Here is a 25,486-nt window from a genome sequence, read left to right as displayed (position 1 = left end):
AATTACTATCGTTGCTACTTCTTCCATTCATATTCTAACATACTCATTTCCCATAAATTCCAATACGTTTCTCCTACTCTTTTTGACTCTCTTAATAAGCCTTCTTTTACAAACCCTATTTTTTCGTAACATGAAATGGCCGATGTATTAAAATCATACACACCAAGAGTTACTCTATGTAGTTTTAATTCGTCAAAAGCAATATGAAGTACTGCTTTCATCATATGTTTTCCTATAGAACGTCCTCTCATCTTCGTATTACCAACTAATACTTTTCCAATTCTAGCGGACTTATTAATATTATCTATTTGCCCAAGCGAAATATGTCCAATAACGTCTGAAGTCTCTTCATCTATCACTTTGAAAGCGAGTGTATTTGCACTTTCTATATACTTCTCTAATTGCTGTTCGTCTAAAGGAAATGTGAATGCATTTCCTGACCATTGTATTAGAAATTCTTCGGAATTAATCCAATTTATTAATTGTTTAAAATCAGATTTCTTAAAGCTTTCTAGTTTAATCACTTCCTTGCTCCTTTCGTACATCATGCTTTATAACCTCAAACTTATTTCTATATAAAGAATATATTCTCCTTTTATATAAAATTAAAATAAAGCCATTCATGTGAATGGCTTTACAAAAAAGCAGCATAATTATGCTTTGTTTGCTACATCAATACCATTAAAATCAAAGTCAGCAGTAACCGTTGTAACCGGTGGGAAAATTGCTTCAATTTTGCAAATGGAAATAATTACTCCAACCGATCCAGGAATAGCCGCAAGCCTAACTACATCACAACTTACAGACGAAACAGTACCTACATAAGTACGTCCCTCTGTATTAATTTGAACTGTTCGATTAATTAATTTCTTAAGTTCATCTCTAATTCCTTGTACACAAGAATTATCACATTTCTCATGCTGTTCTTTTTTACACTCTTCGAATACTTCCCAACAATCATCTTGTTTACATGTACACTTCTTTTTACAATTATTAAATCGAGAACCCAATACCTCACCCCCTAATCCTTTCTATTAGTAAAGTATGTCCACTAGCTTAAAAGGGTACGAGGCAAACACATAAAAAGAAAAAAACAAACAATTGTACCAAACTTTCTTTTCATTATTCATTATAAAAACAGACTTCTCCTAATTAAAAGCTTTTTAATGAGCGGCCGTGAATTTAGTCCTACTCCATTTAATGTTTAGACACCACTTTCTAAAACAAACCTTTTTTCTTTTAAATAAGACGCCCCTTAAAAACACACTAGATTTTCCCATTAACTCACATATACATAGACTTTATTTGTGGATTTCCCATTTTTCATTGTGAAATATACATTTAAAAAGCGTACTCGAAAATAAGATATTATTTGTAATCAGAACATTTTCTTCAACAAGTGTTTATTGAAAAATACCATAACTAGTAGTAGTTCTCTCCACTTTCTCTTAAAAATTAGCATAGTTTGTATGAATTCTATATCGAGTAGAAGACACTCTATCATATAAAGATAAAATAGTAGGTTAATAAACAAGCAATTTTTTTATTAAAACATAGAATAATATGAACACTATTGAAAGGAGGTAGAAATAAATGTCCTGGAAAAATGATTGCTGGAGTTCTCAGAAAAAGCATTGTAATGATGATTGGTGGAAATCTAAAGAAAAACATCATTGTGATGATAATTGGAGTTCTCAGAAAAAGCATTGTAATGATGATTGGTGGAAATCTAAAGAAAAGTGTCATTGTGATGACGATTGGAGTTCTAAACGAAATAAGTGTCGTTGTAAATGTTTCTTTATTTGTTGCCATTGTAAAAGAAAAAACTGGTAATATTTTTAATGTCAACTTAACGGAAAGAATATGTCTTTTGGAACCAATCGGACTTTTCCGGAAAGTTGATCCCTCACCTACTTCCTTGCTTTCGCTGAATTTTTAGGTGGGGGCATTACTGCCTGACAAATAGCGAGATAAATACTAGAATGTAATATATAAAAAGCTGACTGAGTATAGTCAGCTTTTTATATATGAACACGTAAAGGTTTAAACAGACATATAAGCAGTCACGCTTTGTCACCACCTTGTTGTTGTAAATTAGTATTCCCCCATTGAATAGACATTCTATAATATCGTATTTTGATTAAAACTATAAAACATACTTAACACTAATAGTAGAATTTTTCTTCTTCATCAACTTCACTTCTTCTCTTTTTATAAACATAAAAAAGGATCTCTATTTATATAGAGATCCTTTCTAATTTTATAATTTACTAGACTGTAACCCCTGAATAAACGGAACTACTTCAGGATTTACAAGTGAAGACAAATCACCTAATTCTTTTCCTAAGTAAGCTGCTTTAATAACACGGCGCATTACTTTAGAATTACGTGTTTTCGGTAAATCTTCTACAACGTGGATGTCTTTAGGACACAACGCTTTTCCAATATGAGAGTTTACTAAACTCATTAATTCTTTCTTTAATTCTCCTGTGAATGTTACATGATCTCTTAATACTACAAAACAATGACAAACTTCACCTTTTACTTCGTCAGGTACACCAATTGCAGCAGCTTCAATTACATCGTTATGTTTCACAAGAATAGATTCATATTCAGCAGGTCCAATACGTTTACCTGCAATATTTAACGTATCGTCTGAACGCCCTGTGATGATATATTGTTCACCATCGTAAATGACCCAGTCACCGTGGACCCATTTATTTTCAAAACGTGACCAATATGTGTTCACGTAACGTTCATCATCTTCCCAGAAGCTTTTCGTCATACCTACCCAAGGTTTCTCTAAGCATAATTCTCCGACTTCATCTCGAATTGGTTTACCTTGATCATCCAGTACGACAGCTGCCATTCCTGGTAAAGATGCGTTAAAACTAATCGGTGCGATTGGCTTAATAAGAACATTACCGAAAATCCCACCAGAGATTTCAGTTCCACCTGAGTAGTTACAGATTGGAACATTTCCTTTTCCAACTGTTTCAAACAGCCACATCCATGGATCAGGATTCCAAGGTTCTCCTGTTGATGCGAATACTTCCAAACTCTTTAAAGAATGTTTATTGACATACTCATCACCTTTTGCCATTAATGCTCGGATTAACGTTGGCGAAATACCTAGATGAGTAATCTCATATTTATCAACTGTCTCCCATAACCGGTCTGCTTCTGGGAAGTCTGGAACACCTTCGTACATAACCATCGTTGCTCCATTAATGAGTGAACCGAATAATAGAAACGGCCCCATCATCCAGCCCATATCAGTTACCCATAATACACGATCACCTTGTTTAATATTCATTCCAAATCCTGCATCAAAAGCTGCTTTCAAAGGAAATCCTGCATGCGTGTGTACTGTTCCTTTCGGCTTACCAGTCGTTCCTGATGTATAAATGAGCATCAATGGATCATCACTTTGCATTTCCTCTGCATGTATGAATGGTTTTTCTTTTTCTAGCGTACTCCACGAAAAGTCATAGTTATGTGGTGTAAAATCATTTCCTGCATGACGAACGATAACAACTTTTTCAACAGTTGGGCAATGTTCACAAGCTTTATCTACTTCATCTTTTAAAGAAACAATTTTACCGCGACGTGAAAATCCATCTGCGGTAATAATCATTTTTGAACCTGCCGCTTGCACACGTGTCATAACTGCATCAGACGCAAAGCCTGAGAATATTGGTGAAATAATTGCTCCGATTTTCATTACAGCTAGCATCGCAACAACTGTTTCTGGAATCATCGGCATATAAATTGTTACACGGTCACCTTTCTCAATACCCGCGTGTTTCAAACCATTTGCAACACGGCTTACCCAGTTGTCAAGCTCTTCATATGTAAATGATTTTGAAGTTCCATTTTCCCCTTCGTACTGAAGTGCTGGCTGTATTCTCGTCTCTTCATCCGCAAGCCAGCGGGATAAAGCTGATTCTACAACGTTACATGTTCCGCCATTATACCACTGTGCAAACGGTGTACCATTTTCTAAATCTAACACTTCTGTATAAGGTTTCATCCATTGATAGCCTACTGCTTTTTCTGCCTCTCCCCAAAACCAAGCTGTTTCCTCAATAGATTTATTATAAAAAATTTCATAGTCTTCATATCCCAATGATTTCATCCAACCATATAAACGTGTTTTTTCCTTGTACTCTTCTGTTGGAAACCAAACTGCTTGTTTCAATGTTTTCCCCTCCTTAACTTTTTGAGCAAGAAAGCCCTAAATAGGGCTTTTAAACTGGATATACAGGATGTTTACGATCTGTGAATACTTGATATTTACTCATATACATTTCGAAACGTCCTTTTAACTCTTCACGTAAATTGTTTGGATGAACAATACCATCAATCACCATCTCTGATGCTAAGTGGTATATATCAATATCTTTCTTATACTCTTCACGTTTTTCAGCAATGAAGCTAGCACGCTCTTCTTCTGGTAAAGCTGCAATTTTATTTGCATATACAGCATTAACCGCAGCTTCTGGACCCATTACCGCAATAGAAGCTGTCGGTAATGCCAGACAGCAATCTGGTTCAAATGCTGGACCTGCCATCGCATATAAACCAGCGCCATATGCTTTACGAACAACGATAGAAATCTTCGGTACAGTCGCTTCACTCATTGCAGAAATCATTTTTGCACCGTGGCGAATAATACCAGCACGCTCTACTTTTGTACCGATCATAAATCCTGGTACATCCGCAAGGAATAATAATGGAATATGATATGCGTCGCATAAATTAATAAACTTAGCAGCTTTATCAGCTGAATCATGGAATAATACGCCGCCCTTCATACGCGGCTGATTTGCAATAATACCAACTGGCTTACCATCAATACGTGCTAAGCCTGTAATTAGCTCTTGAGCAAATAATTTTTTTACTTCATAGAATGAACCTTCATCAATAACTCTATTAATGAGATCTTTCATATTGAAAGGAGCATTTTGATTTTCTGGAATGATTTGTTCTAACGTTTTATCGAATTGTTTCGGTTCTTGAGGTGTAACCAATGGAGTCTTTTCTAAGTAGTTATTTGGAAAATATGAAATGTATTGTCTTGCTTGTTTAATCGCATCTTCTTCTGTCTTACATAAAACATCTCCGCATCCTGATACAGAGCAATGCATACGAGCTCCGCCCATCTCTTCTAAAGTTACCTTCTCACCGATAACCATCTCAGCCATACGAGGAGATCCTAAATACATAGATGCATTTCCTTCTACCATCATTACAACGTCACAAAAGGCTGGAATATACGCACCACCAGCTGCAGAAGGTCCAAATAACAAGCATACTTGAGGAACTTTACCTGATAACTTCACTTGATTATAGAAGATTCTTCCTGCACCGCGGCGCCCTGGGAACATTTCTACTTGATCTGTAATACGTGCTCCAGCAGAGTCGACTAAATAAAATAACGGAACACGTAGTTTTTCAGCTGTTTCTTGAATACGTAAAATCTTTTCAACTGTGCGTGATCCCCATGATCCAGCTTTTACAGTAGAATCATTGGCCATTACACACGCAGTACGACCATGTATTTTACCCGTTGCCGTTACAACGCCATCCGCAGGTAAGCCTGTTTGTTCACAGTTAGCAAATAATGCATCTTCTACATATTCGCCATTATCAAATAGAAGCGCTAAACGATCTCGAACAAATAATTTTCCTTTTGCTTTATTTTGCTCATGATATTTCGGTGCCCCGCCTTGTTTAATTGTTTCAACTCGTTCTTCAAATGAATTAGATTGTTGTTTTTGGTCTAACATATTTACTCCCCCTTATACATCGGTTTGCGTTTTTCTTTGAATGCCTGTAATCCTTCTATTCGATCTTTCGTATGGATTACACCTTCATACGCTTGTTTTTCCATTTGTAATCCGGTATGTAAATCAACTTGAATACCATTTGAAATTGCCTCTTTTGCTAATCGAACAGCAATAGGTCCATTACTAGCAATTTTCTCTGCTATTTCAATCGCTTTCTCTTCAAGTAAATTAGCTGGTACAACAAATTCTACTAAACCGTATTCTTTTGCTTCTTGCGCTGAAATACGTCTACCTGTATAAATTAATTCTTTCGCTCTACCAACACCAATTAATCTCGGTAAGCGCTGTGTACCACCTGCTCCTGGTATAATTGCAAGTGTCGTTTCAGTAAGACCAAGACTTGCAGATTCAGCAGCAATTCTAAAATCACAAGCTAAACTTAATTCCGTACCACCACCAAGTGCAATTCCATTTATAGCAGCAATAACTGGCTGTGGTAATTGTTCAACCATCTCCATAGTAGTGCGAATCATACTAACAGCATGGCGAACTTGTTCTTCATTCATACCGGCACGCTCTTTTAAATCTGCACCAGCACAAAATGCTTTTTCACCAGCACCAGTCAAAATAACTACACGTGCGTTTGAATCTTCACTTATTTGAGTTAATATCGTTTGTATTTCATCTAATAATGCCAAAGATAATGAGTTTGCTTGTCTTGCACGATTTAACGAAATCTTTACTACGTGAGGTGTTACATAATCAACTGAAATGTTTTGTAATTGTAGCATCTTCTCACCTACTTATCGTTTTATGTTGAAGCGCTCTATACACATGACTCGGTAATTGGATATTCAACTTACTTTGAATAAATTGACTAGCTCTCAATAACTTTTCTTCGTCTATATTCGTTTGGACTCCTAATTTATGGAGCATATGTACTAGGTCATCAGTGGCAACATTACCTGATGCTCCTGGTGCATAAGGGCAGCCCCCGAGTCCACCACAAGAACTATCAAACGTTGTAATACCGTATTCTAATGATTTAACTACATTCGCTAGAGCCATTCCATACGTATTATGAAAATGCATGGCAAACTGCGAAGCATCATACTTCTTTAATAGATGTTCTAATACTTGTTCTACTTGTAATGGATTCGCTACACCGATTGTATCCCCAAGAGAAACTTCATAAATGCCGTATGAAAATAGTTGATTACATAATTCGTCAACTGCTGCGACACTTATATCCCCTTCATAAGGACATCCAAATACAGTAGAAACATAGCCTCTTACCTTTTTCCCTTCGAATAATGCCTGTTTTGTTATATCTTCAATTACAACTAATGCTTCTTTAATCGATTTATTAATATTACTTTTATTATGAGATTCACTTGCTGATAAAAAAACATTCACCTCATCTACATTTTGCAAAAAAGCTCGTTCCAAACCATTTTGATTCGGAACAAGCGCAGCATATGTAACATTTGGATCCCTTTTCAGCTCAGAAAATACATCATTTGCATCCGCTAATGCAGGGACCCATTTTGGGTGAACGAATGAGGAAACTTCAACATACGACAATCCTGCTTCTGTAAGTAGTTGAATCCATTTTACTTTATCTTTTGTGCCAACAATCTTTTTTTCATTTTGTAAGCCATCACGTGGCCCGACTTCTTTAATGACAGCAAAATTAGGTAGTTTCAATTCGCTTCCCCCTATATCTCCCTATTCAATTTCTAATAATACATCTCCTTCATTTACAAAATCGCCTTCTTGCACATTAATTTTCATAACTGTGCCAGCTTCTTCTGAAATGATTGGAATTTCCATTTTCATAGATTCCAAAATGACGACATCCTGCTCTTCCTCTACTGTATCTCCTACTCCTACAACAATCTTCCAAACGTTTCCTGCCATCGATGCGTATACTTTCGTCATCATTTTTTCCCCCTTAATATTGTTAAATCTTATTTTTTAACGAGTTGTTTCGTTACAAAGCCTGTTGTATAAATACCCTCTTTGAACACTTCGTCTTCCAAAACTTGCAGTAGCATTGGTGTGTTCGTTTTAATACCTTCTACTTTTAATTCCTCTAGAGCATCATGTAATTTTGAAATTGCTTCTTCACGAGTCTCGCCATGTGCAATGACTTTCGCAATCATTGGATCATAGAAAGGTGTAATCGTTACATGATTTTCTAAGAAGTGATCAATCCGTACATTTGACGGTAATGTTAAATCTGTAATTTTCCCAGGTGACGGGAAGAATGTTTTCGGATCCTCTGCATAAATACGAGCTTCAATGGCATGACCACTACGTTTTACATCATCCTGAGTAAATGATAGTTTCTCTCCACTTGCAATCAGAAGTTGTTGTTCTACAAGGTCTAATCCCGTAATTTCTTCTGTCACTGGATGCTCTACTTGTAATCTCGTATTCATCTCTAAGAAATAGAAGTTCTTCTGATCATCTACAAGAAACTCAACTGTACCTGCATTTGTATAACCAAGTGCTTTGGCAGCTTGTACAGCAACTTCTCCCATCGCCTTTCGTGTACCTTCATCTAAAAATGGTGAAGGTGCTTCTTCGATTACTTTTTGATTTCGGCGCTGTACCGAACATTCACGCTCCCATAAATACACTGTGTTACCATGTGTATCTGCTAAAAGCTGAATTTCAATATGATGCGCGTCTGCTATATATCGCTCTAAATACATTTCTCCGTTACCAAAGAAGTTTTGCGCTCTTGTTTTATTACTTTCGAACGCTTTGGTGAGCGTTTGCTCAGTTTCCATCAACTGCATACCAATGCCTCCGCCGCCTGCGGATGCCTTAAGCATTAATGGATAACCAATTTGTTTTGCAATTTCAATTGCTTCTTCAGCAGTTTCAATATTTGTAGTAATACCTGGGACTACTGGGACATCTGCTGCTTGCATTGCGATACGTGATTCGATTTTACTTCCCATCTTCGTAATGATTTCTTCTGAAGGACCGATAAATACGATTCCTTCTTCTTTGCAGCGAACCGGAAAAGACGGATTCTCTGATAATAAACCATAACCCGGATGAATCGCTTCTGCATTTGTCTTCTTAGCTATTTCAATAATTTTTTCAAGGTTTAAATAACTTTCTTGAACACGCGGTCCACCTACTAAGTAAGCTTCATTTGCCATTTTCACATGAAGGGCATTTTCATCTGCTTCAGAATAAATAGCAACAGTGCGAATGCCAAGTTTTTGACAAGTTTTCATAATACGAACAGCGATTTCCCCGCGATTCGCAATTAATATTTTTTGAAACATAGTGATTCCTCCCTTTTATCTACATCCTAAATGTCTAGCAATTACGAGACGTTGAATTTCAGAAGTTCCTTCACCAATTTCTAATAGTTTCGCATCACGAATATGTCGTTCAACTTCATATTCACGCATATAGCCATATCCACCATGAATCTGTACTGCTTGATTCGCAATACGGCTTGCCGCTTCCGATGCAAATAGTTTTGCCATTGCCGCTTCTTTACCGAAAGGTTTATCGTTATCTTTTAACCAAGCTGCTTTATGTACTAAATTGCGTGCTAGCTCTACTTCAGTCGCCATATCAGCTAATTTAAATTGAATCGCTTGGAAATTAGAGATTGACTTTCCAAATTGTTGACGTTCTTTCGCATATTGCAATGCACGTTCAAAGGCTGATTGCGCAATACCAACTGCCAATGCTGCGATTGAAATACGTCCTCCATCAAGTGTATATAAAAATTGTTTAAAACCTTTATTTACATCACCAAGAATATTTTCTTTCGGTACACGAACACCATCAAGTACGATTTCACAAGTATTAGAAGCGCGAACGCCCATTTTATCGTAAGGACTAGAAATCGTTAATCCTTCACTAGTAGTAGGTACGATAAATGCTGAAATGCGTTTTCTACCATTCTCTTCAACACCGTTGACAGCGGTTACAATAATGGTATTTGCATACTCTGCGTTTGTAATCCAACACTTCTCACCACTGATTACATACTCATCGCCATCTAGTACCGCTTTCGTTTGAGTACCACCTGCATCTGATCCAGCATTCGGCTCCGTTAATCCGAAGGCACCTAATGTTTTACCTGACGCCATTGGAACTAAATACTTTTGTTTTTGTTCTTCTGTACCGAAATAATAAATTGGAGAAGCACCTAATGAAATTGTTGCAGCATAGCTTAAACCAGTGCCACCACAAGCGCGACCAATTTCTTCAACTGCTAACGCATACGATACAGTATCGCCACCTGAACCTCCATACTCTTCTGGGAATGGGATGCCTAATAATCCTAGTTCGCCCATTTTTTGAAATGTTTCATATGGAAACTCTGCAGTTTTGTCATAATATACAGCTTTCGGTGCGATTTCCTTTTCAGCAAAGTCACGTACCATTTCTTTAATCATTTGTTTTTCGCGAGTTAGAGTAAATTCCATTCCGCTACACACCCCTTATCGAATATTGAGTTTCGACAGCGTGCGAGTTTCTACTACAAACATAACAACTTAAAAGACAAGAATATTAGTTAGACAATTGCTATAATTCTGTCATAACTTAATTTTAAAACAGATTCTGTACTAATGCACAAAAAAATTCCTACATTGTTCTACAACAACATAGGATATTTTGTGTCGAATTATGTAATTTATTGTTTAATAATCTCTACCTTTTCCCGAATCAGAAATTTCTACTAATGCTTCAGGGTATGGTTCGAAATACGTTTGTCTTAATAAATACTTTTCATCAAATCGAATGGCCCATGATTTTAAAATTGTAAGTAAACTACTAAGTGGTATTTTCTTTTCTGCATACTTTTGTAACAGTTCTATAAAATGATCTTTTTCTTGTTTTTTTAGCTTTGTTTTAAAGTATCCAAAAATGTGCTCGCATACATTTACATTCGATGTATAGCGGGGGGTGCGCATAAATAATTCATATAAAGTCTTCTCATAGTTTTCAAATACAACTTCAATCTTTTCATTTTTGTGATTTGCAATTATACGCCCTAATTCCTTTTGTTTCACTTGATTATATGCCATAAATAAATATTTATTGTCCGACTGAAACGATACAAGGTCTTTCATATTTTTATTATGTTTAATCATTTTGTAATATGCGATTGTAAATAGTCTTGTAAAGAAATGCTCTCTAATAATAAAATTCGACAATCTGCCTTCCTCTTCAATAGGAAGATGCGAAAATTTTTTTACTACTGCTCCGCCAAATAAGCCCGATCCTTTTCCCTTTGCTGGCGCTTTTTCAAAACCAGAATAAATTTTCACATCACGCGTACCACAACTTGGTGAACGATTCTTTAAAATAAAACCATCCACATCCGATATCGTTTGTAAAAAGTCATTTGAAAACTGCTCCATTTTTTCAGTTACATCTTCTCGTGTCGACGGTTGCACAAGTCTGTTCTCACCATTTTCTTCTACAATTCGTATCGTTTCACGAGGAGTTCCCAATCCAATCTCCACTTCTGGACAAACAGGTATAAATGTAACAAATGGCTGCAAATTTCGTATTGTTACATCTGGAATCATCTCTCCATTATATCGACAAGCATCAAATTCTAAACATTTACTTACGACGATTGTAGGTTTTGCAAATTGTCGCATCTCATTACCTCCTTAGTGCTAGTCCGTATACTATAAATTGTACTAAGATTAACATTTTAAGCAAAGTTTGATTCATTTATTTTTATGAGAAATATATATCCAATAATATATTAACAATCATTCAACTCTATTTTCAATAAATGTGCGCCCTATTATACTGGTTTAGATATTGTGAAATGAATAATACACAGATGCTCCGGAGAAATTAATGATTAAGAAAGGAGGGAATTGTTATGAAAAAGAAATTATCATCTATTTTAAGTGTTTTAGCACTCTCTATTATGTTTTTAGGTACATCTGCGCAAGCTGAATACGATGGAAATAATATGAATAGAGTGAATAACACTGATATTTCAACTCGAGTAAATGACAATAATTTAGACAGAGTTAATAATGATGTAAGAACTCGAAATGTAAATACAACAAATGATTTAAATGATAATCGTGATAGAAATAATAATTGGGCTTGGCTTGGTTTATTAGGACTAGCAGGATTATTAGGTCTTAGAAGAAGAGACAAAGAAACACGCTGATTTAGAATGTTTTTAATAAACAAGTACTTATTTATCAAAAATATATAACGAAAATAAATCGCCTTTTTAAAGGCGATTTATTTTTACTTAAAAAGTAATATATGTAATTCACACTTCGACGATTAAATTCGTGGAGTTAATCCATACAATATAAATTGAATCGTATTTTCAATTTCTGCTTCATCATTCCATTTTTCTTCAGGTAATAATAAAAATCGTGTTAATAATAAACCTAATACAGCTGATAAAGTAAGACGTAGTACGGAAGATGGTGGTATCTCAATAATCTCTCCTTCTTCTTGAAATTTCACAATCAACTTTTTGAAATGTGAAAACAGTTCTGTTTCTACTAATTGCTGTATTTCATTTTTTAGTTCTGGTTGAAATGGTACTTCTTGAATTAATATTTTTATCATAGGAAAGTGTTTTTGAGCAAATTTAAATCTATTATGAATTACAACCCTTAAAAGTCCTTCATACGATTCATACTCTGATTTAAATATTTCTTTTGCAAAGGTTTGTACGAAAAATGGTGCAACGAACTTAGTTAAAGTTGGCATTACGACCGCTAGTAATAAATCTTTTTTCGTCTTATAGTAGCGGAAGATGGTTCCTTCCGCTACACCAGCACGCTTTGCAATTTCACTTGTTGAAGTTGAAGCGTATCCTTTTTCTCCAAACATATCAACAGCCGCCTCTAATATTCGCATTTGACGTTCATTTCGTTTATCCGTATTAGTTGCAGCTATTAATTCCTCCAGCCAATCCTTCTGCATTTATAAAGCTCCTTTTTTTCATTATTATATTTTGCGATGTTTCTTTAAAGCAAATACATTTCCTACTGCAAATAATAGTGAAAAAAGTAATAATACAGTAAGATCTAATGCAATCTCTGTAAACCCTTGATTCCGAATCATCACTTGTCTCATTGCGTCAGCGCCGTATGTGAGTGGAAATACTTTCCCTAACATTTGTAGCCACTTATTCATAGATTCCATTGGAAACAATCCAGAAAAGAAGATTTGTGGCACAATAACAAGCGGTATAAATTGAATCATTTGAAATTCATTATTTGCGTATGCTGATAAAAACGTACCTAATGTTAGTGCAGTTAAAGAGAGCATACATGTAATAAGTAGCGTTAGCCATATGGAGCCAGCTACGTATAAATCTAAAATATAAACGGAAAAGCTTACGATAATAATGGATTGTATAAAGGCAAAGATTCCAAAACCAATAATATAACCTGCGACTATTTCCCATCTTCTTACTGGGGTGGATAATAACCTTTCTAGCGTACCACTTAAACGTTCTCTTACGAAAGATACACCTGATAATATAAATACAAAGAAAAATGTAAAGAAACCAATTAATACAGGACCAAGCCCATCAAACATCGTAAAGTCTTTAGAGCCATGTAAATAATTTACTTCAGGTTTCATAATCGATACATCATTCTTCTCTGTGCTTTTTTGCAATACTTGAAGTACAGCACGATTTTTTGACGAATCACTACCTTCCAACAGAAGTTTCATTTTTCCATTCTCTATACGAAATACTGCATCTACTTTTTGTTTTTCCAACTCAGAAATCGCCTTTTCCTTACTGTATTCATAAATTGACGCTTCTTGATTTTTCATCATTTTTACTATTTGAGCGGGCATATCAACAACAGCAATTTGCGGTATATAGTCTTTCTGTGTAAACACTAGTGACAAAAGCCAAAGTAATAACATCGGTGCTCCAAACATCATTGCTAACGAACGCTTATCTCGAAAAAATTGACGAATAATACGTATAATTACACCAGTAACTCTCATGATGGCACCACCTCTTCTAGCAAAAAGACATCTTCAATCCGTCCAGATGACACGCGTTTTTTCAATTCTTCAGTTGTTCCAACCGCAACTAGTTTCCCTTCTCTAATTAACCCTAGACGCTCACAAAATTCAGCTTCATCCATAATGTGCGTCGTTACAATAATCGTTGTGCCTTTCTTTTTAAGATCATAAAATTTTTCCCAAATCGTTTTTCTAAGAAGCGGATCTATCCCCACTGTAGGCTCATCTAAAATTAATATTTCTGGTTCGTGAAGGAGCGCTATTGCTAATGATAAGCGTTTTTTCATTCCACCTGAAAATTGTTGTACTTGCTTTTTCATATACTGAGACAATTGTACAAGTTCAAAAACCTCTGCAATTCTTGTCTTTTTACGTTTTCCCTTTAGTCCATACATCGTTGCTATAAAATCTGCATTTTCATATGCTGACAATTCTTCGTATAATGCATCCGCCTGGGCCATATAACCAATTCTTTTCATTTCATTTAAATTAGGCATATTAGTATTATTAACAAGCACTTCACCTTTCGTTGCCTCATTAATACCTGCAATCATTTTAATGAGCGTTGTTTTCCCCGATCCAGAAGGTCCAACAAAACCAAAAATTTCTGCTTTTTCAACTTGCAATGAAAGATTGTGTAACACTTCTTTTTTCCCAAAACTTTTTGATACAGTCCGTAAAATAATGGAAGGTTGTTGCACGTTTCATCCTCCTTTTCCAATAAAATGAGTGAGTACTCACTTTTATTTTACCCTTGCTTAATTATATGTCAAACTTCATTGATTAGTATGTTCAATCAACGATATTAAACAATGAAACAGAGTCGACATTAGAATTTCATTTCCTAAAGTCGACTCTGTTTCATTTAAACTATAAATTTCACTTTACGTTTTTAAATTCATATACTTCCGAATTCTAGCAACATCTAAAGAATATTCAATAACTAATTGCTGTAACGGTAAAATAACTGTGTCAGGATATAAATGTGCATATTGTAATGTTTCTGCATATTTTTCTAACCTTTTTTCTAAATACTTTATTATTTGATCAGGATGACTTACTAATAAACATTTACAATAATAATGTATTTGTTCCTCAATCGCTGTGTATTCTTCAATTTCATATTCTTTATGCATGTGTACACCCCTTTAAGTTTTTTACATGAATTACTTATCACAATTTTCACTCGACAAATTTTAAGTTTTTTGATTATTTACACTATAACAAACAATCAGGGTCAAATTTTGTTACTTTATGTAACGTAGAAAATTTTTAACAAAATTGTAATGTTAACTCCTGCAAAATACATAAAATCTCTTTACTCACTTTTGTATAAAAAAATCGTACAGCTTAATTTAACTGCACGACTACAATCTCTGGCCTATTCAAAATTCTTTGCGGAATGATACTATTTCCTAATCCTCTACTCACTACCATTGATGTATTTTGTTCTACATATAAACCTGCTGTATATTTAGGTAAAACACCTTGATTTGGAGCAACTAATCCACCGATAAATGGCAATCTAACTTGCCCTCCATGAGCATGTCCCGATAAAACCAAATCCAACCTCTCATTCGTATATTCCTTTATAAATTCAGGCCTATGGGATAATAATACATTATATCTATCTGGCTGCATTTCAATTTTTGCTTTTTTAATTTCATCTATTATAATATTTCCTTCATCACGGTTTCCAGTAACAAACTCTGGATCATCAATACCTAGCAAGTTTATTTCTTGCTCACCCTTTCGAATGCCTACATGTTCATTCCTTAAAACATTGACACCATATTTCTTCAACTCTTTTTCTAAACTGTTATACTTTCCAGACCATTGTTCATGGTTTCCTGTCACAAAATATACAGGATACTTATTTACCATTTTTTGTATTAATTGCATACTCAATTCTGCATCGTATGATTTACTGTCAATTAAATCACCCGTAATCGCAATAATATCTGGGTCTATACTTTTTATTTTTTGAATTAACACATCTTGATTATCGCCAAATTTTTTATTGTGTAAGTCTGAAATTTGTAGAATTTTATACCCTTTAAAAGAGGATGGTATTTTACTAGAGGTTATTTTAACCTCAGTTATACTTATTAAATTGTTCTGTAAATATAAAAAGATTGTAAAACCTACTAATATACAAATAATCATTACAATTCTATTAATTTTCTTTTTCATATTTTCTCCTTTACATTCTCATCAAACACTTCTATATGCTAACTGAATTATATTATACTTTCTTGAAATTTATTTAAATCAATATAATAATACAGTACATGAAATTTCGTATGAGATATGTCATATATATTCGTTATATTTTTACTTTTACCTTTTTAATAATAAGAATACAAAAACGACTCTTATCACAAGAAAAGAGTCGTTTTCTAACTTTATACTTTTAATACTTTCATGTTAAAAATGCGAAAACTAAAATACTATTTAAGAGCCTTAACTATAACTTTAGTTGCCTCTGCAATGAGTTGATTATCATAGGTTGCCTCTTTCTCATCTTTACTAGATAAAATTGCGATGATAATTGGTGCTCTATTTGGAGGCCAAACGATAGCAATATCATTTCTTGTCCCGTAACTACCAGCACCTGATTTATCTCCAACTACCCATTCAGTTGGTACGCCTGCACGAATAAGTTTGTCCCCTGTAGCATTTCCTTTCATCCACTCTGTAAGAATTTTACGTTTTTCAGCTGGAAGTGCATTTCCGACCGTAAAAGCTTTAAGATTCGTAGCAATAGCTTTCGCTGTACTAGTGTCACGAATGTCTCCTGGAATAGCTTCGTTTAATTCTGTTTCAAAGCGATCAGACATAGTAATCCGATCCCCCATATGCCTAAGCGCTTTTTCATATCCTTTCGGTCCTCCTATTTTATTAAATAAAATGTTCCCTGCAGTATTATCGCTTGAACGAACAGCAGCCTCAGCAATTTCTCCTAGTTTCATTCCAGTATCTACATGTTTCTCTGTAACAGGTGAATAATCCACTAAGTCTTCTTTCGTAAATGTGATTACTTCATTTAATGTATCAATTGAGTTTTGCTGTAGTAATACTCCTGCTGCTAAAGCCTTGTAGGTTGATGCGAAGGCAAATCTTTCGTTAGATCGATAAGAGATTGTTTGATTTGTACCAGTATCAATCGCATATACACCTACTCGAGCATCAAATTTTTTCTCAAGTTGTGAGAACTCTTTATGCGTCGCCTGATTTTTATGTTTCACTTGTCCAGTCTTTTCTTTCGCTTCAACTTGCAGTGCCCCTCCTGTAAAAGCTTCTAGGCTTGTAATACTTAAACCTAATATACCAACGCATATTCCTATTTTTAGCATCCTCTTATTTTTCAAAATCATCATTCCTTCCAAATTTTTAGCACCTTTTTATACGTACACATAATAGACAATCACCGAACCAAATTTGTTCCACAAACTAAAAAAATTATAGCTAGTATGAGAGTTATTAACAAAATAAGAGATAGTAGCTACGACGCCTCTATCTCTTATTTCACATTTCATTTTTTTACTTATAAATGGCTTTATATGAACAGGGTCTCTTCCCTGAGAAAAGTACTCTAATTTTGCTTAGAACTACCTGTACTAGTAGCTTCACCATGTATACGTTGCTGTTTCAAATCAAAGTATACATCTAATACTTCCTTTCCAATTATAGAATTAATTCCATTTTTATCATCATGAAGCCATGGAACTACTACGGAAAATGCTACTTCTGGATTATCATATGGAGCATATCCAACTAACGTTAAGTTGTAACATTCCATACGTTCTCCTTTTGCATTTCTACCAATCGGGTCATCTCCACCATATACAGTTTGGGCTGTTCCTGTCTTTCCTGCTGGTTTATATGGCGCGTTTTTGAAATATTTCACGCCAGTTCCATCACCTTCTTGGAATACCCATCTAAACCCTTCTTTTATCCGATCAATATGTTCTTTCTTCATATCAATTCGATTTAATACGACAGGCTCTATGGAACGTATAACTTTGCCAACCTCTTCTTTTATTGATTGTTCTCGTATTTCTTGTACAATTTGAGGTTGCATTCTATAACCACCATTCGCAATCGTTGAAATATATTGCGCTAATTGCAACGGCGTATACGTATCATACTGACCGATAGAAAAATCTAGTAAAAACCCAGGTTGACTATCTACTTTTCTCGTTTGTCCAATTATTTCATTCGGTAAATCAATACCTGTTGGGACACCTAAACCAAATTGCTTGAAATAATAGCGCATCGTATCAAATGCTCCTTGTTTAATATCCAATGAGCCATTTGGTACGTAATTGACTCCCGCAATTTTTAAAGCTGTCTGGAACATGTATACATTCGAAGATACTTGTAAAGCCCGTAAATCATTAATATTACCAAATCCGGATACATTCCACGATTTCTTAGCTTGTGTACCTTTAAATTTCATCGGCGCGTCATAAAATTGATCTCCTGGATGTATTGCCCCTGTCTCATATCCAGTTAATAAAGTAGCACCTTTTACAGCTGACCCTAGCTCATACGAAGTTGTCATGTTACCTAATGCCAAATCCTCAACTTCTATTCTTCCTTCTTTTTCTACAATCTTTTTGCCTGCCATTGATAAAATTTGTCCGTTATTTGGATTCGTCATGACAACAAAAGCTCGATCGAGCAGTGGCTCTGAACTCTTAAAAGCTCTCAAGTTTTTCTCTATACTTTCTTCCACTTTCTTTTGTAATTCCATATCAATCGTTAATGTTAAACTATTACCACTTTTTCCTTTAGAGATTATTTCTGTGCTAACAATGTTTCCTGATTTATCAGTAATATTTTTCACTTCTTCTTTTGTTCCGTGTAATACATCTTCATATCGTTGTTCAATATAACTTTTTCCAACACGATCATTACGGTTATATCCACGTACTAAATAAGAATCTAAATTTTCTTTCGGTAATCCTTCTTCACTACTCGTAATATTTCCTAATACAGAACGAAATAAATTACCATTTACATAATTACGTTCCCAATCAACAGTTGCATCTACTCCTGGAAAATTCGCAAGATTTTCACTTATCCGCGCATACTCTTCATCTGTTACATCTTTTTTAATAATTTGTGGTGTTAGTTGATAACCTGAACTCATTTTACTTTTAATAGCTAACACCTTTAAATCTTGTGCTGTTAATTCTGCTAATTCTACCTCTGTAACACGACCTCGTCTTAAGTCTTCTATTTTTTTATCTAACTCTTTTCCCTCTATACCCTTTTCTTTAAACTTTTCTATATCTTTCTTAGTAATCTTTGTCTCCGCACGTTTCAAATTCAACTGCATCCAAAAATCTTTTTTATCGATATCTGTTAATTTATTTATATCTTGTTCAGGCATTTCAAGTACTTTCGCCAAGTCTTTTGCTGTTTTTAAAATATCTTCACTCGTAATTCCCTTCACCCTTGTATACGTAATTGTGCGAAGAGATTTATTATTAACAACTGTTTTCCCTTCTCGATCTAAAATTTGTCCACGTGGAACTGGAATACTAGTTATTGCATTTTGACTACTTTCCACTTGGTTCTTATAAGCCTCTCCCTCAACGATTTGTACCTTTCCTAGCTGCATAATAATAGCTGAGAATAGTACAAATATGCAAAGGAACATTATATTTAATCGAATAGATATATATGTCTTCTGCTTCTTGCCTTTTTGTCCTTTCATAAATCCTCCATTTAATCCTTTCAGGAATTGCTACAAATACTAAAAGCATTCCTTATATATTAGATACCGATAATCGGTTATAAATATCGCCTCAATTTTTTGCTTAATCCTTGTAAGCAACCATTCCTTTTCGTTTAGCTACGGAATTAATAACTCTCCCTTCTTGTTTTCTCTCTATTTTTTTTGCCACTTGCATTAGAAGTGCTAAACTGTATAATAACTCTTATTAAACTTACCTATAAACTTGCTAGTAAATTTTCATGCTAATTATTCCTTTCTTCATGCTGTAATACTTAATAGACAACCTAAACAATAAAGTTGTTCCACATTTACAAAAAAAATAATTAAATATAAGATGAAATAGGCTACATAAGGGAGGGTTATATGTTACATACAAGAAGATGGAGATTTTTTGCGGTTCTTTCTATTGTAGGTTTGATTTTACTAATTTTATTAAAAATCAACTTCATTTCAATTACTATCGCAACTTCTTCAGCTGAAAGAGGAAAGATTTTTGATAAAAATGGTGTAATGCTAGCTACAAATAAGAAAGTTAAGTCTCTATATTGCACTTCTAATGATGAAAAGCTATCGAAACAAGATACATCAAACACATTAGCTTTTTTTAACCAATTTTCAAGCGAGTTTCAACATGATATTTCTACAGAGAACATAAAATCTCAATTACAACAATCTTGTAAAAAGAAGACTATGAATGATATACCGTTATACTCTGATATAAATGAGAATGAACTTGCATTCATAAACAAAAGCAAACCCAATAATGTAATAATTAAAGATGAATGGATTCGATATTACCCTAAACACGAAATTGGTTCACAAGTAATTGGGTATGTAGAAAATGACCTTAAGTCCAAGCATATGGCTGTTGGAAAAAGCGGGATTGAGCTGCAATATGAAAATGATTTAAAAGGAAAACCAGGCAAAACTCTTATTTTTAAATTGAATAATAAAAAGTTCTTATGGAACATTCAAAAAGTACAAAAAGGAAAAGATGTGCGGCTAGCTTTAGACTCTGAGTTGCAGCAAAAGACAGAAGAAGCATTAAAATCTCAAATTAAGAAAACACCTGATGCTAAAGCTGGTTATGCTATAGTGAGCGATGCAAAAACTGGCGCAATTTTAACTATGGCCAACTCGGTAGCTTTTAATCCAAATATATTAAATACACATGTATCTTCTAGAAAAGAAAACATTAAATCTCTTTCGCAAAATAAAGCAATTCAAAAATTAAAGTATGGTGAATCTTATGTAAATATGGCTTCTACTATAAAACCACTCACTATTTTAATTGGATTAAATGAAAAGCTTTTCCAACCAGAAGATACTTATTTAGATAAAGGTACTTTTCAGTATGATAATCAAAATAACATTACGAATGCGCCTGGAACACCAACAGGGGAGATTACACCGAGGCAGGCTATCATTAATTCATCTAACACATTTATGACAGCAAAAGTAGCTCTGCCCTTATTCAACCAAAATAATGGAAATATAGAAAAAGTGGCACATATATGGACAGATTATTTAATGCAATTCGGCCTACGTTCTAAAACTGGGATTGATTTACCCTTTGAAGAAGACGGACAATATGAATTCCATCCATCTAATAAATTTGAAAATGGGATTTCAGCTTTATTAAATGCCTCTTGGGGAGGAAATGAAGTGCATACTCCTCTTCAACTCGCTCAATATGCAGCAACTTTGGCAAGTAAAGGCGACAAATATAAACCTCAAATCGTAAGTGCGATTATTGGTCAAGATGGTAAGGAAACCAAAAAGTTTAAACCCATTTTAGAAAGTTCAAATCGTTACCCGATGAACTTTTGGAGTGTCGTGCAAGGCGGGATGAGTCAAAATATAGAGGAAATTAAAAAGTTGCCCTTTGACGTCGCAGGTAAAACAGGTATTACAGGTTTTCCAAATGAGCAAGCAAGAATGATAAATCACTCTCTTTTCATTGCGTATGCTCCTACGGAAGATCCACAAATTGCCGTTTCTGTCGTTATCCCTGGTAGTAATTCAGAAAAAAACATTGCCGCTCTCGTTACATCAGAAATTTTAGAGTACTGGAATACTCTTCAAAACGAAAATAAAAATAAAGAGGAAGGTTCACTTTAATGAACCTTCCTCTTTTACCATATAGAATCTATATTTATTATTTTCCATATACCTTCATTATTCTTTTCGAACATAAATGAATATTTAATATCAGTTAAAACATACTCTTTCTGTACATATCCAGTATTACCGTTAATTGTAGATATTTTTATATATCCATTATTCTGTACTTTTTCTGGAATCCAAGCTTTTACCATTTCATTAGATACTTCATATAAAACTTGTGATTCTCGCTTTGGTTCAGCTAAAATTTTCGTTTTATTTCCAGTAACAGTTGCATATATAAAATGCGCTTGGTTTGGTTGGTTACTTTCTGTCAATCCACTTGGTACTTTATATACTTGCTTTGTATCTTTTGCAAACTCTCCTCCCATTGTAAGGGCGACTTGCAACTCATGAAAGATATCTTCATCAAACTTCAATTCATCCTTCCTATAACTCTTTCCTTTAAATAGAACTTCATCATTTAACGCTTTGTACAAGTTATTTTCATTTTTTGAGTTCGTACTTTGATATAGTTCATTCATAAATTGTTTTAATGATGGATCTTGAGCAGACTCATCTTTTGTTTTAGGCTTAATTTGAGTACTACTTTGTACCGGCGATTTATTATCATCAAGCCAAGGTTGTTGAACAATGAAAAATAACATTGTACAAACCAAAACAACTACAATAGGTAATGCTTTTTTACGAAATGGTCTTTTATGTTTTTCAAAATCCACTTCATTATTTTCATATATAGACTGCTTTATTTTAGAAATAAATTCTTCTTCATCTTTACGATTCTCCATTGGGCCTTTTTTTATTTTTCTATACCAGTCAGGATTTTGTTTATTGTTCATCACTACTACCCTCCCCTATTAATTTTGAAACCTTACTTCTCGCTCTACTTAATCTCGATTTTACAGTTCCAATGGATACTCCTAATGTTTCAGCCATTTCTTCATAAGATAATTCATATTTTGCATCCAATATAATTATTTCACGGTGCTTTTTAGGTAGTTTTAATACCACCTTCCACACATCATTCATTTCTTCTTGCTTAAAAAATTCTTGTTCTGCTGACAGGGATTGCTTATCGTCACTAAAAAATCCTATTAAAGATATCCTTTTAAAATAGGAGGATTTCAAATAGTTTATTGCCGTATTTCTTGTGATTTTTAAAATCCACGTTTTAATAGATGACTCCTTTCGAAATGAATTCCAATTTTTAAACACCTTTATAAATACATCTTGCGTGATATCATCTGATAAGTGTGGATCTTTCGTAATAATAAATGAATAATTCCATACATCTTGCCAATAGTCTTTTATAACATAGTCCAGCTCATCATGATTACACTTTTCAATAAACGTCTGTTCCATTTCCACACCTCAAACTTATTTGAATAAACATAAAAACTGCCCTCACTTTTTTATTATGGTTTCAATATATAGACAAAATACAAGTTTCATTTGTTCCATTGTTTATCTTTTTTCAAGCAGAATAATACTACTAAAAAACAAGTAAAGCATACAATGATAAAAATCCACTCACAATAATCTATTTTTTGAATTTAACGTAACACTCTACTTGTCCATTTCAATTTGCTATTCCCTTCTATTTACCATTAACAATGTCAACTTTTCTAGAATGACAGCAAAAAAGCATTCTCGATTAGAAAGAATGCTTTTTTGAAATTTAATTGTTCTATATTTCCCCCAATTTATATCTTTGAGTTAAGCAAACATATAATAAATGTAGTGAAAAATTCACCTTATAATTAAGTATTATTTCTGAAATACATGTTTTATTTTTTCACCTGGAACGTTACTTCCTCCTCTTCCTTTTACATCTTCAATCATCATTGTAACAATCATGTCTGGCGCATTTGCATCGAAAGCTGCGAACCATCCCAGTTCTTTTCCGTCTGCTTCTTTCGACTCTTTCAGTTCTGCTGTACCAGTTTTACCAGCAAGCGTCACACCATCAACCTGTGCAATTCTCCCTGCGCCATCAGGGTCATTAATGACTTTGATTAATGCACTCTTTAATATCTCTTGATTCTTTTTAGAAACCACATTTTCTTTCCAATTCCCCGCTACTTTTGCTTCTTTTAAAAGATGTGGCGACGGAATATTCCCTTCATTTACAATCGGTGCATATGTTAATGCTAAATGAAGTGGTGTCATTAATACTTGTCCTTGTCCATAGCCCGTGTCTGCAAGTTGAATATCGTTTTTTATCCCATCTTTTGCAATGATTGAAATAGGAAGTTCGTATTCGATTGGTAATTTTTCATGAAATCCGTACTTTTTAAATTCATTTACATACTGATCTTTTCCCATTTTCAAAGCTTGTTGAGCAAAATAAATATTATCAGAGTACTTCATTGCCTTATCAAAATCAATTGGACTTGCATCCTTTACACGCGTTACATAGTAATTTCCCCAAGACGAATCTTTTGTCCACTTCAATCCTTGAATTTTAAATTCTTCCTTCGGATTTATTGTGTTTGTTTCCAAACCAATTGCACCTGTGATCGTTTTAAATACGGAACCTGGTACAAATGCTTGTGTAAAGCGATTCGTCATTGGTAGTTTCGAGTCGTTACTCCATGCTTCTCGTTGGGCTTTCGATGCTCCTCTAACTATTATATTTGGATTATAAGCAGGGCTACTTACAAGTGCGATTGTTTCACCCGTTTTAGGATTGACCGCTGCACTAGACCCTGCTTCAGTTTTCATCTCATTAAAGATTTTTTCTTGAATTGCAGCATCAATTGTTAACGTAACAGTTTCTCCCTCTTTTGCTTCTTTTTTTGCTACGTTTTTAATCTCTTTCCCCTTCTCATCTTCTATAAATACGCGTCCACCCTTTTCACCACGCAATTTATTTTCTAACACTTTCTCTAAACCGGTCTTACCTACTAAATCATCTGCTTGATAACCTTGTTTTTGAAGTGATTTTAACTCCTCCGCATTCACCTTTCCTATGTATCCAGTTAAGTGTGCCGCTGCTTCACCTAATGGATACGTACGAATATTTACTGGGTGAGATGAAACTCCTTCTAATTCAATATAATCATTCTGTCTGGTTCCCTCTTTTAAAATACCAATTGGTACAAAGGAGTCTGGTTTTATCCATTTTGCTGTGAGCTTTTGTTCGACCTCTTCTATAGACATATCAAGTAATTGTGCTATTATTGCTTTCGTTTGCGCTGCTGTTTCGCCTAGTTTCTCTGGAATAATTCCAACCTCAGTTGCTTTACCATTCGTTGCAAGCCCTTTTCCATTGAGATCATATATTTCTCCGCGTTTTCCTTGCTCTACTTGCATACGTACTTTGTAATCTTTTTTCATTCCTGGAAAAATGAAGTCCGGTGTCCAATCTATTTTCCAAGATTCTTTATCTTTCACAAGTTTTGCTTCGTGGATGAATGAAACTGGTCCTACATCCGTATCCATCTTAACTTCATAAAGAAAAAGCTCTTTATCTTTCGTATTCTCTCCTTTCATTTTAACTTTTAAATTCTTAGCTCCAATCCCCTCATAGATTTTTTGATATTTTTCTGTGAATTCTTTTTTAGAAATCGATTTTTTTGCATGATCTGATAAATGATCATACATATTTGCAAATTTTCTATCATTCCATACATTGATATATTCTTCAAATGCTTGTTTTGGCGGTTCGTTTTTATTACATCCTACCAACATAACCGCGAAACAAACGAAAAGCAGCATCCATAATTTTTTCAATTCAATCTTCTCCCTTAGTTAAAAATGATGATTCCTTTCTTAATTTATTTAATAAAAA

23 protein-coding genes are annotated in these 25,486 nt (G+C 34.3%); 3 read left to right on the top strand and 20 right to left on the bottom strand.

The genetic code is table 11. The annotated features are described in order from the left end of the window. Positions 1 to 14: 14 nt before the first annotated feature. The gene (locus NST27_RS12215) at positions 15 to 548 is read right to left on the bottom strand and encodes a GNAT family N-acetyltransferase (protein ID WP_033689663.1); all 534 of its coding nucleotides are present in this window, start codon (positions 546 to 548) and stop codon (positions 15 to 17) included. 105 nt (positions 549 to 653) lie between these two features. Continuing rightward, complete coding sequence (locus NST27_RS12210; protein WP_000535577.1) at positions 654 to 1,010, bottom strand: hypothetical protein; 357 nt, start codon at positions 1,008 to 1,010, stop codon at positions 654 to 656. A gap of 596 nt (positions 1,011 to 1,606) precedes the next feature. On the opposite strand from NST27_RS12210, the gene NST27_RS12205 reads away from it, so the two are divergent. After that, on the top strand, positions 1,607 to 1,939 hold the full coding sequence (locus NST27_RS12205; protein ID WP_047386147.1) for a hypothetical protein: 333 nt from the start codon (positions 1,607 to 1,609) through the stop codon (positions 1,937 to 1,939). 321 nt (positions 1,940 to 2,260) lie between these two features. Here NST27_RS12205 and NST27_RS12200 read toward each other — a convergent pair whose 3' ends face one another. The 8 genes from NST27_RS12200 to NST27_RS12165 form a co-directional block, all read right to left on the bottom strand. Next, positions 2,261 to 4,201 (bottom strand): AMP-binding protein, encoded by a 1,941-nt coding sequence (locus NST27_RS12200; protein WP_000806459.1) that lies wholly within the window; start codon positions 4,199 to 4,201, stop codon positions 2,261 to 2,263. Positions 4,202 to 4,250: 49 nt separating this feature from the next. Further along, positions 4,251 to 5,792 (bottom strand): acyl-CoA carboxylase subunit beta, encoded by a 1,542-nt coding sequence (locus tag NST27_RS12195; protein WP_000886742.1) that lies wholly within the window; start codon positions 5,790 to 5,792, stop codon positions 4,251 to 4,253. 2 nt (positions 5,793 to 5,794) lie between these two features. Continuing rightward, positions 5,795 to 6,583, bottom strand: coding sequence for an enoyl-CoA hydratase (locus NST27_RS12190; RefSeq protein WP_000939791.1), 789 nt, complete (start codon positions 6,581 to 6,583; stop codon positions 5,795 to 5,797). Positions 6,584 to 6,587: 4 nt separating this feature from the next. Then, positions 6,588 to 7,499: a hydroxymethylglutaryl-CoA lyase gene (gene mvaB, locus NST27_RS12185; RefSeq protein ID WP_000775433.1), complete on the bottom strand. Its 912-nt coding sequence runs from the start codon at positions 7,497 to 7,499 to the stop codon at positions 6,588 to 6,590. Between the two features lie 21 nt (positions 7,500 to 7,520). Beyond that, positions 7,521 to 7,736, bottom strand: a complete 216-nt coding sequence (locus NST27_RS12180) for an acetyl-CoA carboxylase biotin carboxyl carrier protein subunit (protein ID WP_001987345.1) — start codon at positions 7,734 to 7,736, stop codon at positions 7,521 to 7,523. A gap of 26 nt (positions 7,737 to 7,762) precedes the next feature. After that, on the bottom strand, positions 7,763 to 9,100 hold the full coding sequence (locus NST27_RS12175) for an acetyl-CoA carboxylase biotin carboxylase subunit (protein WP_000486742.1): 1,338 nt from the start codon (positions 9,098 to 9,100) through the stop codon (positions 7,763 to 7,765). 15 nt (positions 9,101 to 9,115) lie between these two features. Beyond that, on the bottom strand, positions 9,116 to 10,261 hold the full coding sequence (locus tag NST27_RS12170; protein ID WP_000397282.1) for an acyl-CoA dehydrogenase: 1,146 nt from the start codon (positions 10,259 to 10,261) through the stop codon (positions 9,116 to 9,118). Positions 10,262 to 10,477: 216 nt separating this feature from the next. Continuing rightward, positions 10,478 to 11,446, bottom strand: a complete 969-nt coding sequence (locus tag NST27_RS12165) for a YbgA family protein (RefSeq protein ID WP_001248645.1) — start codon at positions 11,444 to 11,446, stop codon at positions 10,478 to 10,480. Between the two features lie 233 nt (positions 11,447 to 11,679). Here NST27_RS12165 and NST27_RS12160 point away from each other — a divergent pair, with 233 nt between their 5' ends. Further along, positions 11,680 to 11,979, top strand: a complete 300-nt coding sequence (locus tag NST27_RS12160) for a WGxxGxxG family protein (protein ID WP_000728151.1) — start codon at positions 11,680 to 11,682, stop codon at positions 11,977 to 11,979. A 122-nt stretch (positions 11,980 to 12,101) separates the two neighbouring features. Here NST27_RS12160 and NST27_RS12155 read toward each other — a convergent pair whose 3' ends face one another. The 7 genes from NST27_RS12155 to NST27_RS12125 all read right to left on the bottom strand — a co-directional run bounded on the left by NST27_RS12155 (position 12,102) and on the right by NST27_RS12125 (position 19,548). Next, on the bottom strand, positions 12,102 to 12,755 hold the full coding sequence (locus tag NST27_RS12155; protein ID WP_001168198.1) for a TetR/AcrR family transcriptional regulator: 654 nt from the start codon (positions 12,753 to 12,755) through the stop codon (positions 12,102 to 12,104). A 24-nt stretch (positions 12,756 to 12,779) separates the two neighbouring features. Continuing rightward, complete coding sequence (locus NST27_RS12150) at positions 12,780 to 13,799, bottom strand: ABC transporter permease (RefSeq protein WP_001266719.1); 1,020 nt, start codon at positions 13,797 to 13,799, stop codon at positions 12,780 to 12,782. Further along, entirely contained in the window at positions 13,796 to 14,521 is a 726-nt protein-coding gene (locus tag NST27_RS12145) for an ABC transporter ATP-binding protein (protein ID WP_001187071.1), read from the bottom strand. The genes NST27_RS12150 and NST27_RS12145 overlap by 4 nt, the downstream gene beginning before the upstream one ends. A gap of 183 nt (positions 14,522 to 14,704) precedes the next feature. After that, the gene (locus tag NST27_RS12140) at positions 14,705 to 14,956 is read right to left on the bottom strand and encodes a hypothetical protein (protein ID WP_000548621.1); all 252 of its coding nucleotides are present in this window, start codon (positions 14,954 to 14,956) and stop codon (positions 14,705 to 14,707) included. A gap of 214 nt (positions 14,957 to 15,170) precedes the next feature. Next, a complete protein-coding gene (locus NST27_RS12135; RefSeq protein ID WP_000727184.1) occupies positions 15,171 to 16,013 on the bottom strand; it encodes a metallophosphoesterase in 843 nt (280 codons plus the stop codon). 257 nt (positions 16,014 to 16,270) lie between these two features. After that, positions 16,271 to 17,197, bottom strand: coding sequence for a class A beta-lactamase Bla1 (gene bla / locus NST27_RS12130; protein WP_002098388.1), 927 nt, complete (start codon positions 17,195 to 17,197; stop codon positions 16,271 to 16,273). Between the two features lie 218 nt (positions 17,198 to 17,415). Further along, the gene (locus tag NST27_RS12125) at positions 17,416 to 19,548 is read right to left on the bottom strand and encodes a peptidoglycan D,D-transpeptidase FtsI family protein (RefSeq protein ID WP_000678283.1); all 2,133 of its coding nucleotides are present in this window, start codon (positions 19,546 to 19,548) and stop codon (positions 17,416 to 17,418) included. A gap of 384 nt (positions 19,549 to 19,932) precedes the next feature. On the opposite strand from NST27_RS12125, the gene NST27_RS12120 reads away from it, so the two are divergent. Continuing rightward, complete coding sequence (locus NST27_RS12120; RefSeq protein WP_000903424.1) at positions 19,933 to 21,690, top strand: peptidoglycan D,D-transpeptidase FtsI family protein; 1,758 nt, start codon at positions 19,933 to 19,935, stop codon at positions 21,688 to 21,690. Between the two features lie 14 nt (positions 21,691 to 21,704). On the opposite strand, the gene NST27_RS12115 is transcribed toward NST27_RS12120, so the two are convergent. The 3 genes from NST27_RS12115 to NST27_RS12105 all read right to left on the bottom strand — a co-directional run bounded on the left by NST27_RS12115 (position 21,705) and on the right by NST27_RS12105 (position 25,428). Continuing rightward, the gene (locus tag NST27_RS12115) at positions 21,705 to 22,532 is read right to left on the bottom strand and encodes an SH3 domain-containing protein (RefSeq protein WP_001060751.1); all 828 of its coding nucleotides are present in this window, start codon (positions 22,530 to 22,532) and stop codon (positions 21,705 to 21,707) included. Further along, complete coding sequence (locus NST27_RS12110; RefSeq protein WP_000438329.1) at positions 22,522 to 23,055, bottom strand: RNA polymerase sigma factor; 534 nt, start codon at positions 23,053 to 23,055, stop codon at positions 22,522 to 22,524. Before NST27_RS12110 ends, NST27_RS12115 begins: the two co-directional genes overlap by 11 nt. Positions 23,056 to 23,460: 405 nt before the next feature. Then, the gene (locus tag NST27_RS12105) at positions 23,461 to 25,428 is read right to left on the bottom strand and encodes a penicillin-binding transpeptidase domain-containing protein (protein WP_000737775.1); all 1,968 of its coding nucleotides are present in this window, start codon (positions 25,426 to 25,428) and stop codon (positions 23,461 to 23,463) included. Positions 25,429 to 25,486: the final 58 nt, after the last annotated feature.

Source organism: Bacillus sp. FSL W8-0770 (assembly GCF_038008705.1).
Lineage (GTDB): Bacteria > Bacillota > Bacilli > Bacillales > Bacillaceae_G > Bacillus_A > Bacillus_A cereus.
The sequence above is the reverse complement of the archived record's forward strand: the minus strand, read 5'-3'. Positions and strand labels throughout refer to the sequence as shown.

What these genes read in the sequence shown, in the direction of transcription:
- NST27_RS12215 (WP_033689663.1), bottom strand. Translation starts at nt 548, where the DNA reads ATGATGTACGAAAGGAGCAAGGAAGTGATTAAACTAGAAAGCTTTAAG.
- NST27_RS12205 (WP_047386147.1), top strand. Translation starts at nt 1,607, where the DNA reads ATGATTGCTGGAGTTCTCAGAAAAAGCATTGTAATGATGATTGGTGGA.
- NST27_RS12195 (WP_000886742.1), bottom strand. Translation starts at nt 5,792, where the DNA reads ATGTTAGACCAAAAACAACAATCTAATTCATTTGAAGAACGAGTTGAA.
- NST27_RS12190 (WP_000939791.1), bottom strand. Translation starts at nt 6,583, where the DNA reads ATGCTACAATTACAAAACATTTCAGTTGATTATGTAACACCTCACGTA.
- NST27_RS12180 (WP_001987345.1), bottom strand. Translation starts at nt 7,736, where the DNA reads ATGATGACGAAAGTATACGCATCGATGGCAGGAAACGTTTGGAAGATT.
- NST27_RS12175 (WP_000486742.1), bottom strand. Translation starts at nt 9,100, where the DNA reads ATGTTTCAAAAAATATTAATTGCGAATCGCGGGGAAATCGCTGTTCGT.
- NST27_RS12170 (WP_000397282.1), bottom strand. Translation starts at nt 10,261, where the DNA reads ATGGAATTTACTCTAACTCGCGAAAAACAAATGATTAAAGAAATGGTA.
- NST27_RS12165 (WP_001248645.1), bottom strand. Translation starts at nt 11,446, where the DNA reads ATGCGACAATTTGCAAAACCTACAATCGTCGTAAGTAAATGTTTAGAA.
- NST27_RS12160 (WP_000728151.1), top strand. Translation starts at nt 11,680, where the DNA reads ATGAAAAAGAAATTATCATCTATTTTAAGTGTTTTAGCACTCTCTATT.
- NST27_RS12155 (WP_001168198.1), bottom strand. Translation starts at nt 12,755, where the DNA reads ATGCAGAAGGATTGGCTGGAGGAATTAATAGCTGCAACTAATACGGAT.
- NST27_RS12150 (WP_001266719.1), bottom strand. Translation starts at nt 13,799, where the DNA reads ATGAGAGTTACTGGTGTAATTATACGTATTATTCGTCAATTTTTTCGA.
- NST27_RS12140 (WP_000548621.1), bottom strand. Translation starts at nt 14,956, where the DNA reads ATGCATAAAGAATATGAAATTGAAGAATACACAGCGATTGAGGAACAA.
- NST27_RS12135 (WP_000727184.1), bottom strand. Translation starts at nt 16,013, where the DNA reads ATGAAAAAGAAAATTAATAGAATTGTAATGATTATTTGTATATTAGTA.
- bla (WP_002098388.1), bottom strand. Translation starts at nt 17,197, where the DNA reads ATGATTTTGAAAAATAAGAGGATGCTAAAAATAGGAATATGCGTTGGT.
- NST27_RS12125 (WP_000678283.1), bottom strand. Translation starts at nt 19,548, where the DNA reads ATGAAAGGACAAAAAGGCAAGAAGCAGAAGACATATATATCTATTCGA.
- NST27_RS12120 (WP_000903424.1), top strand. Translation starts at nt 19,933, where the DNA reads ATGTTACATACAAGAAGATGGAGATTTTTTGCGGTTCTTTCTATTGTA.
- NST27_RS12115 (WP_001060751.1), bottom strand. Translation starts at nt 22,532, where the DNA reads ATGAACAATAAACAAAATCCTGACTGGTATAGAAAAATAAAAAAAGGC.
- NST27_RS12110 (WP_000438329.1), bottom strand. Translation starts at nt 23,055, where the DNA reads ATGGAACAGACGTTTATTGAAAAGTGTAATCATGATGAGCTGGACTAT.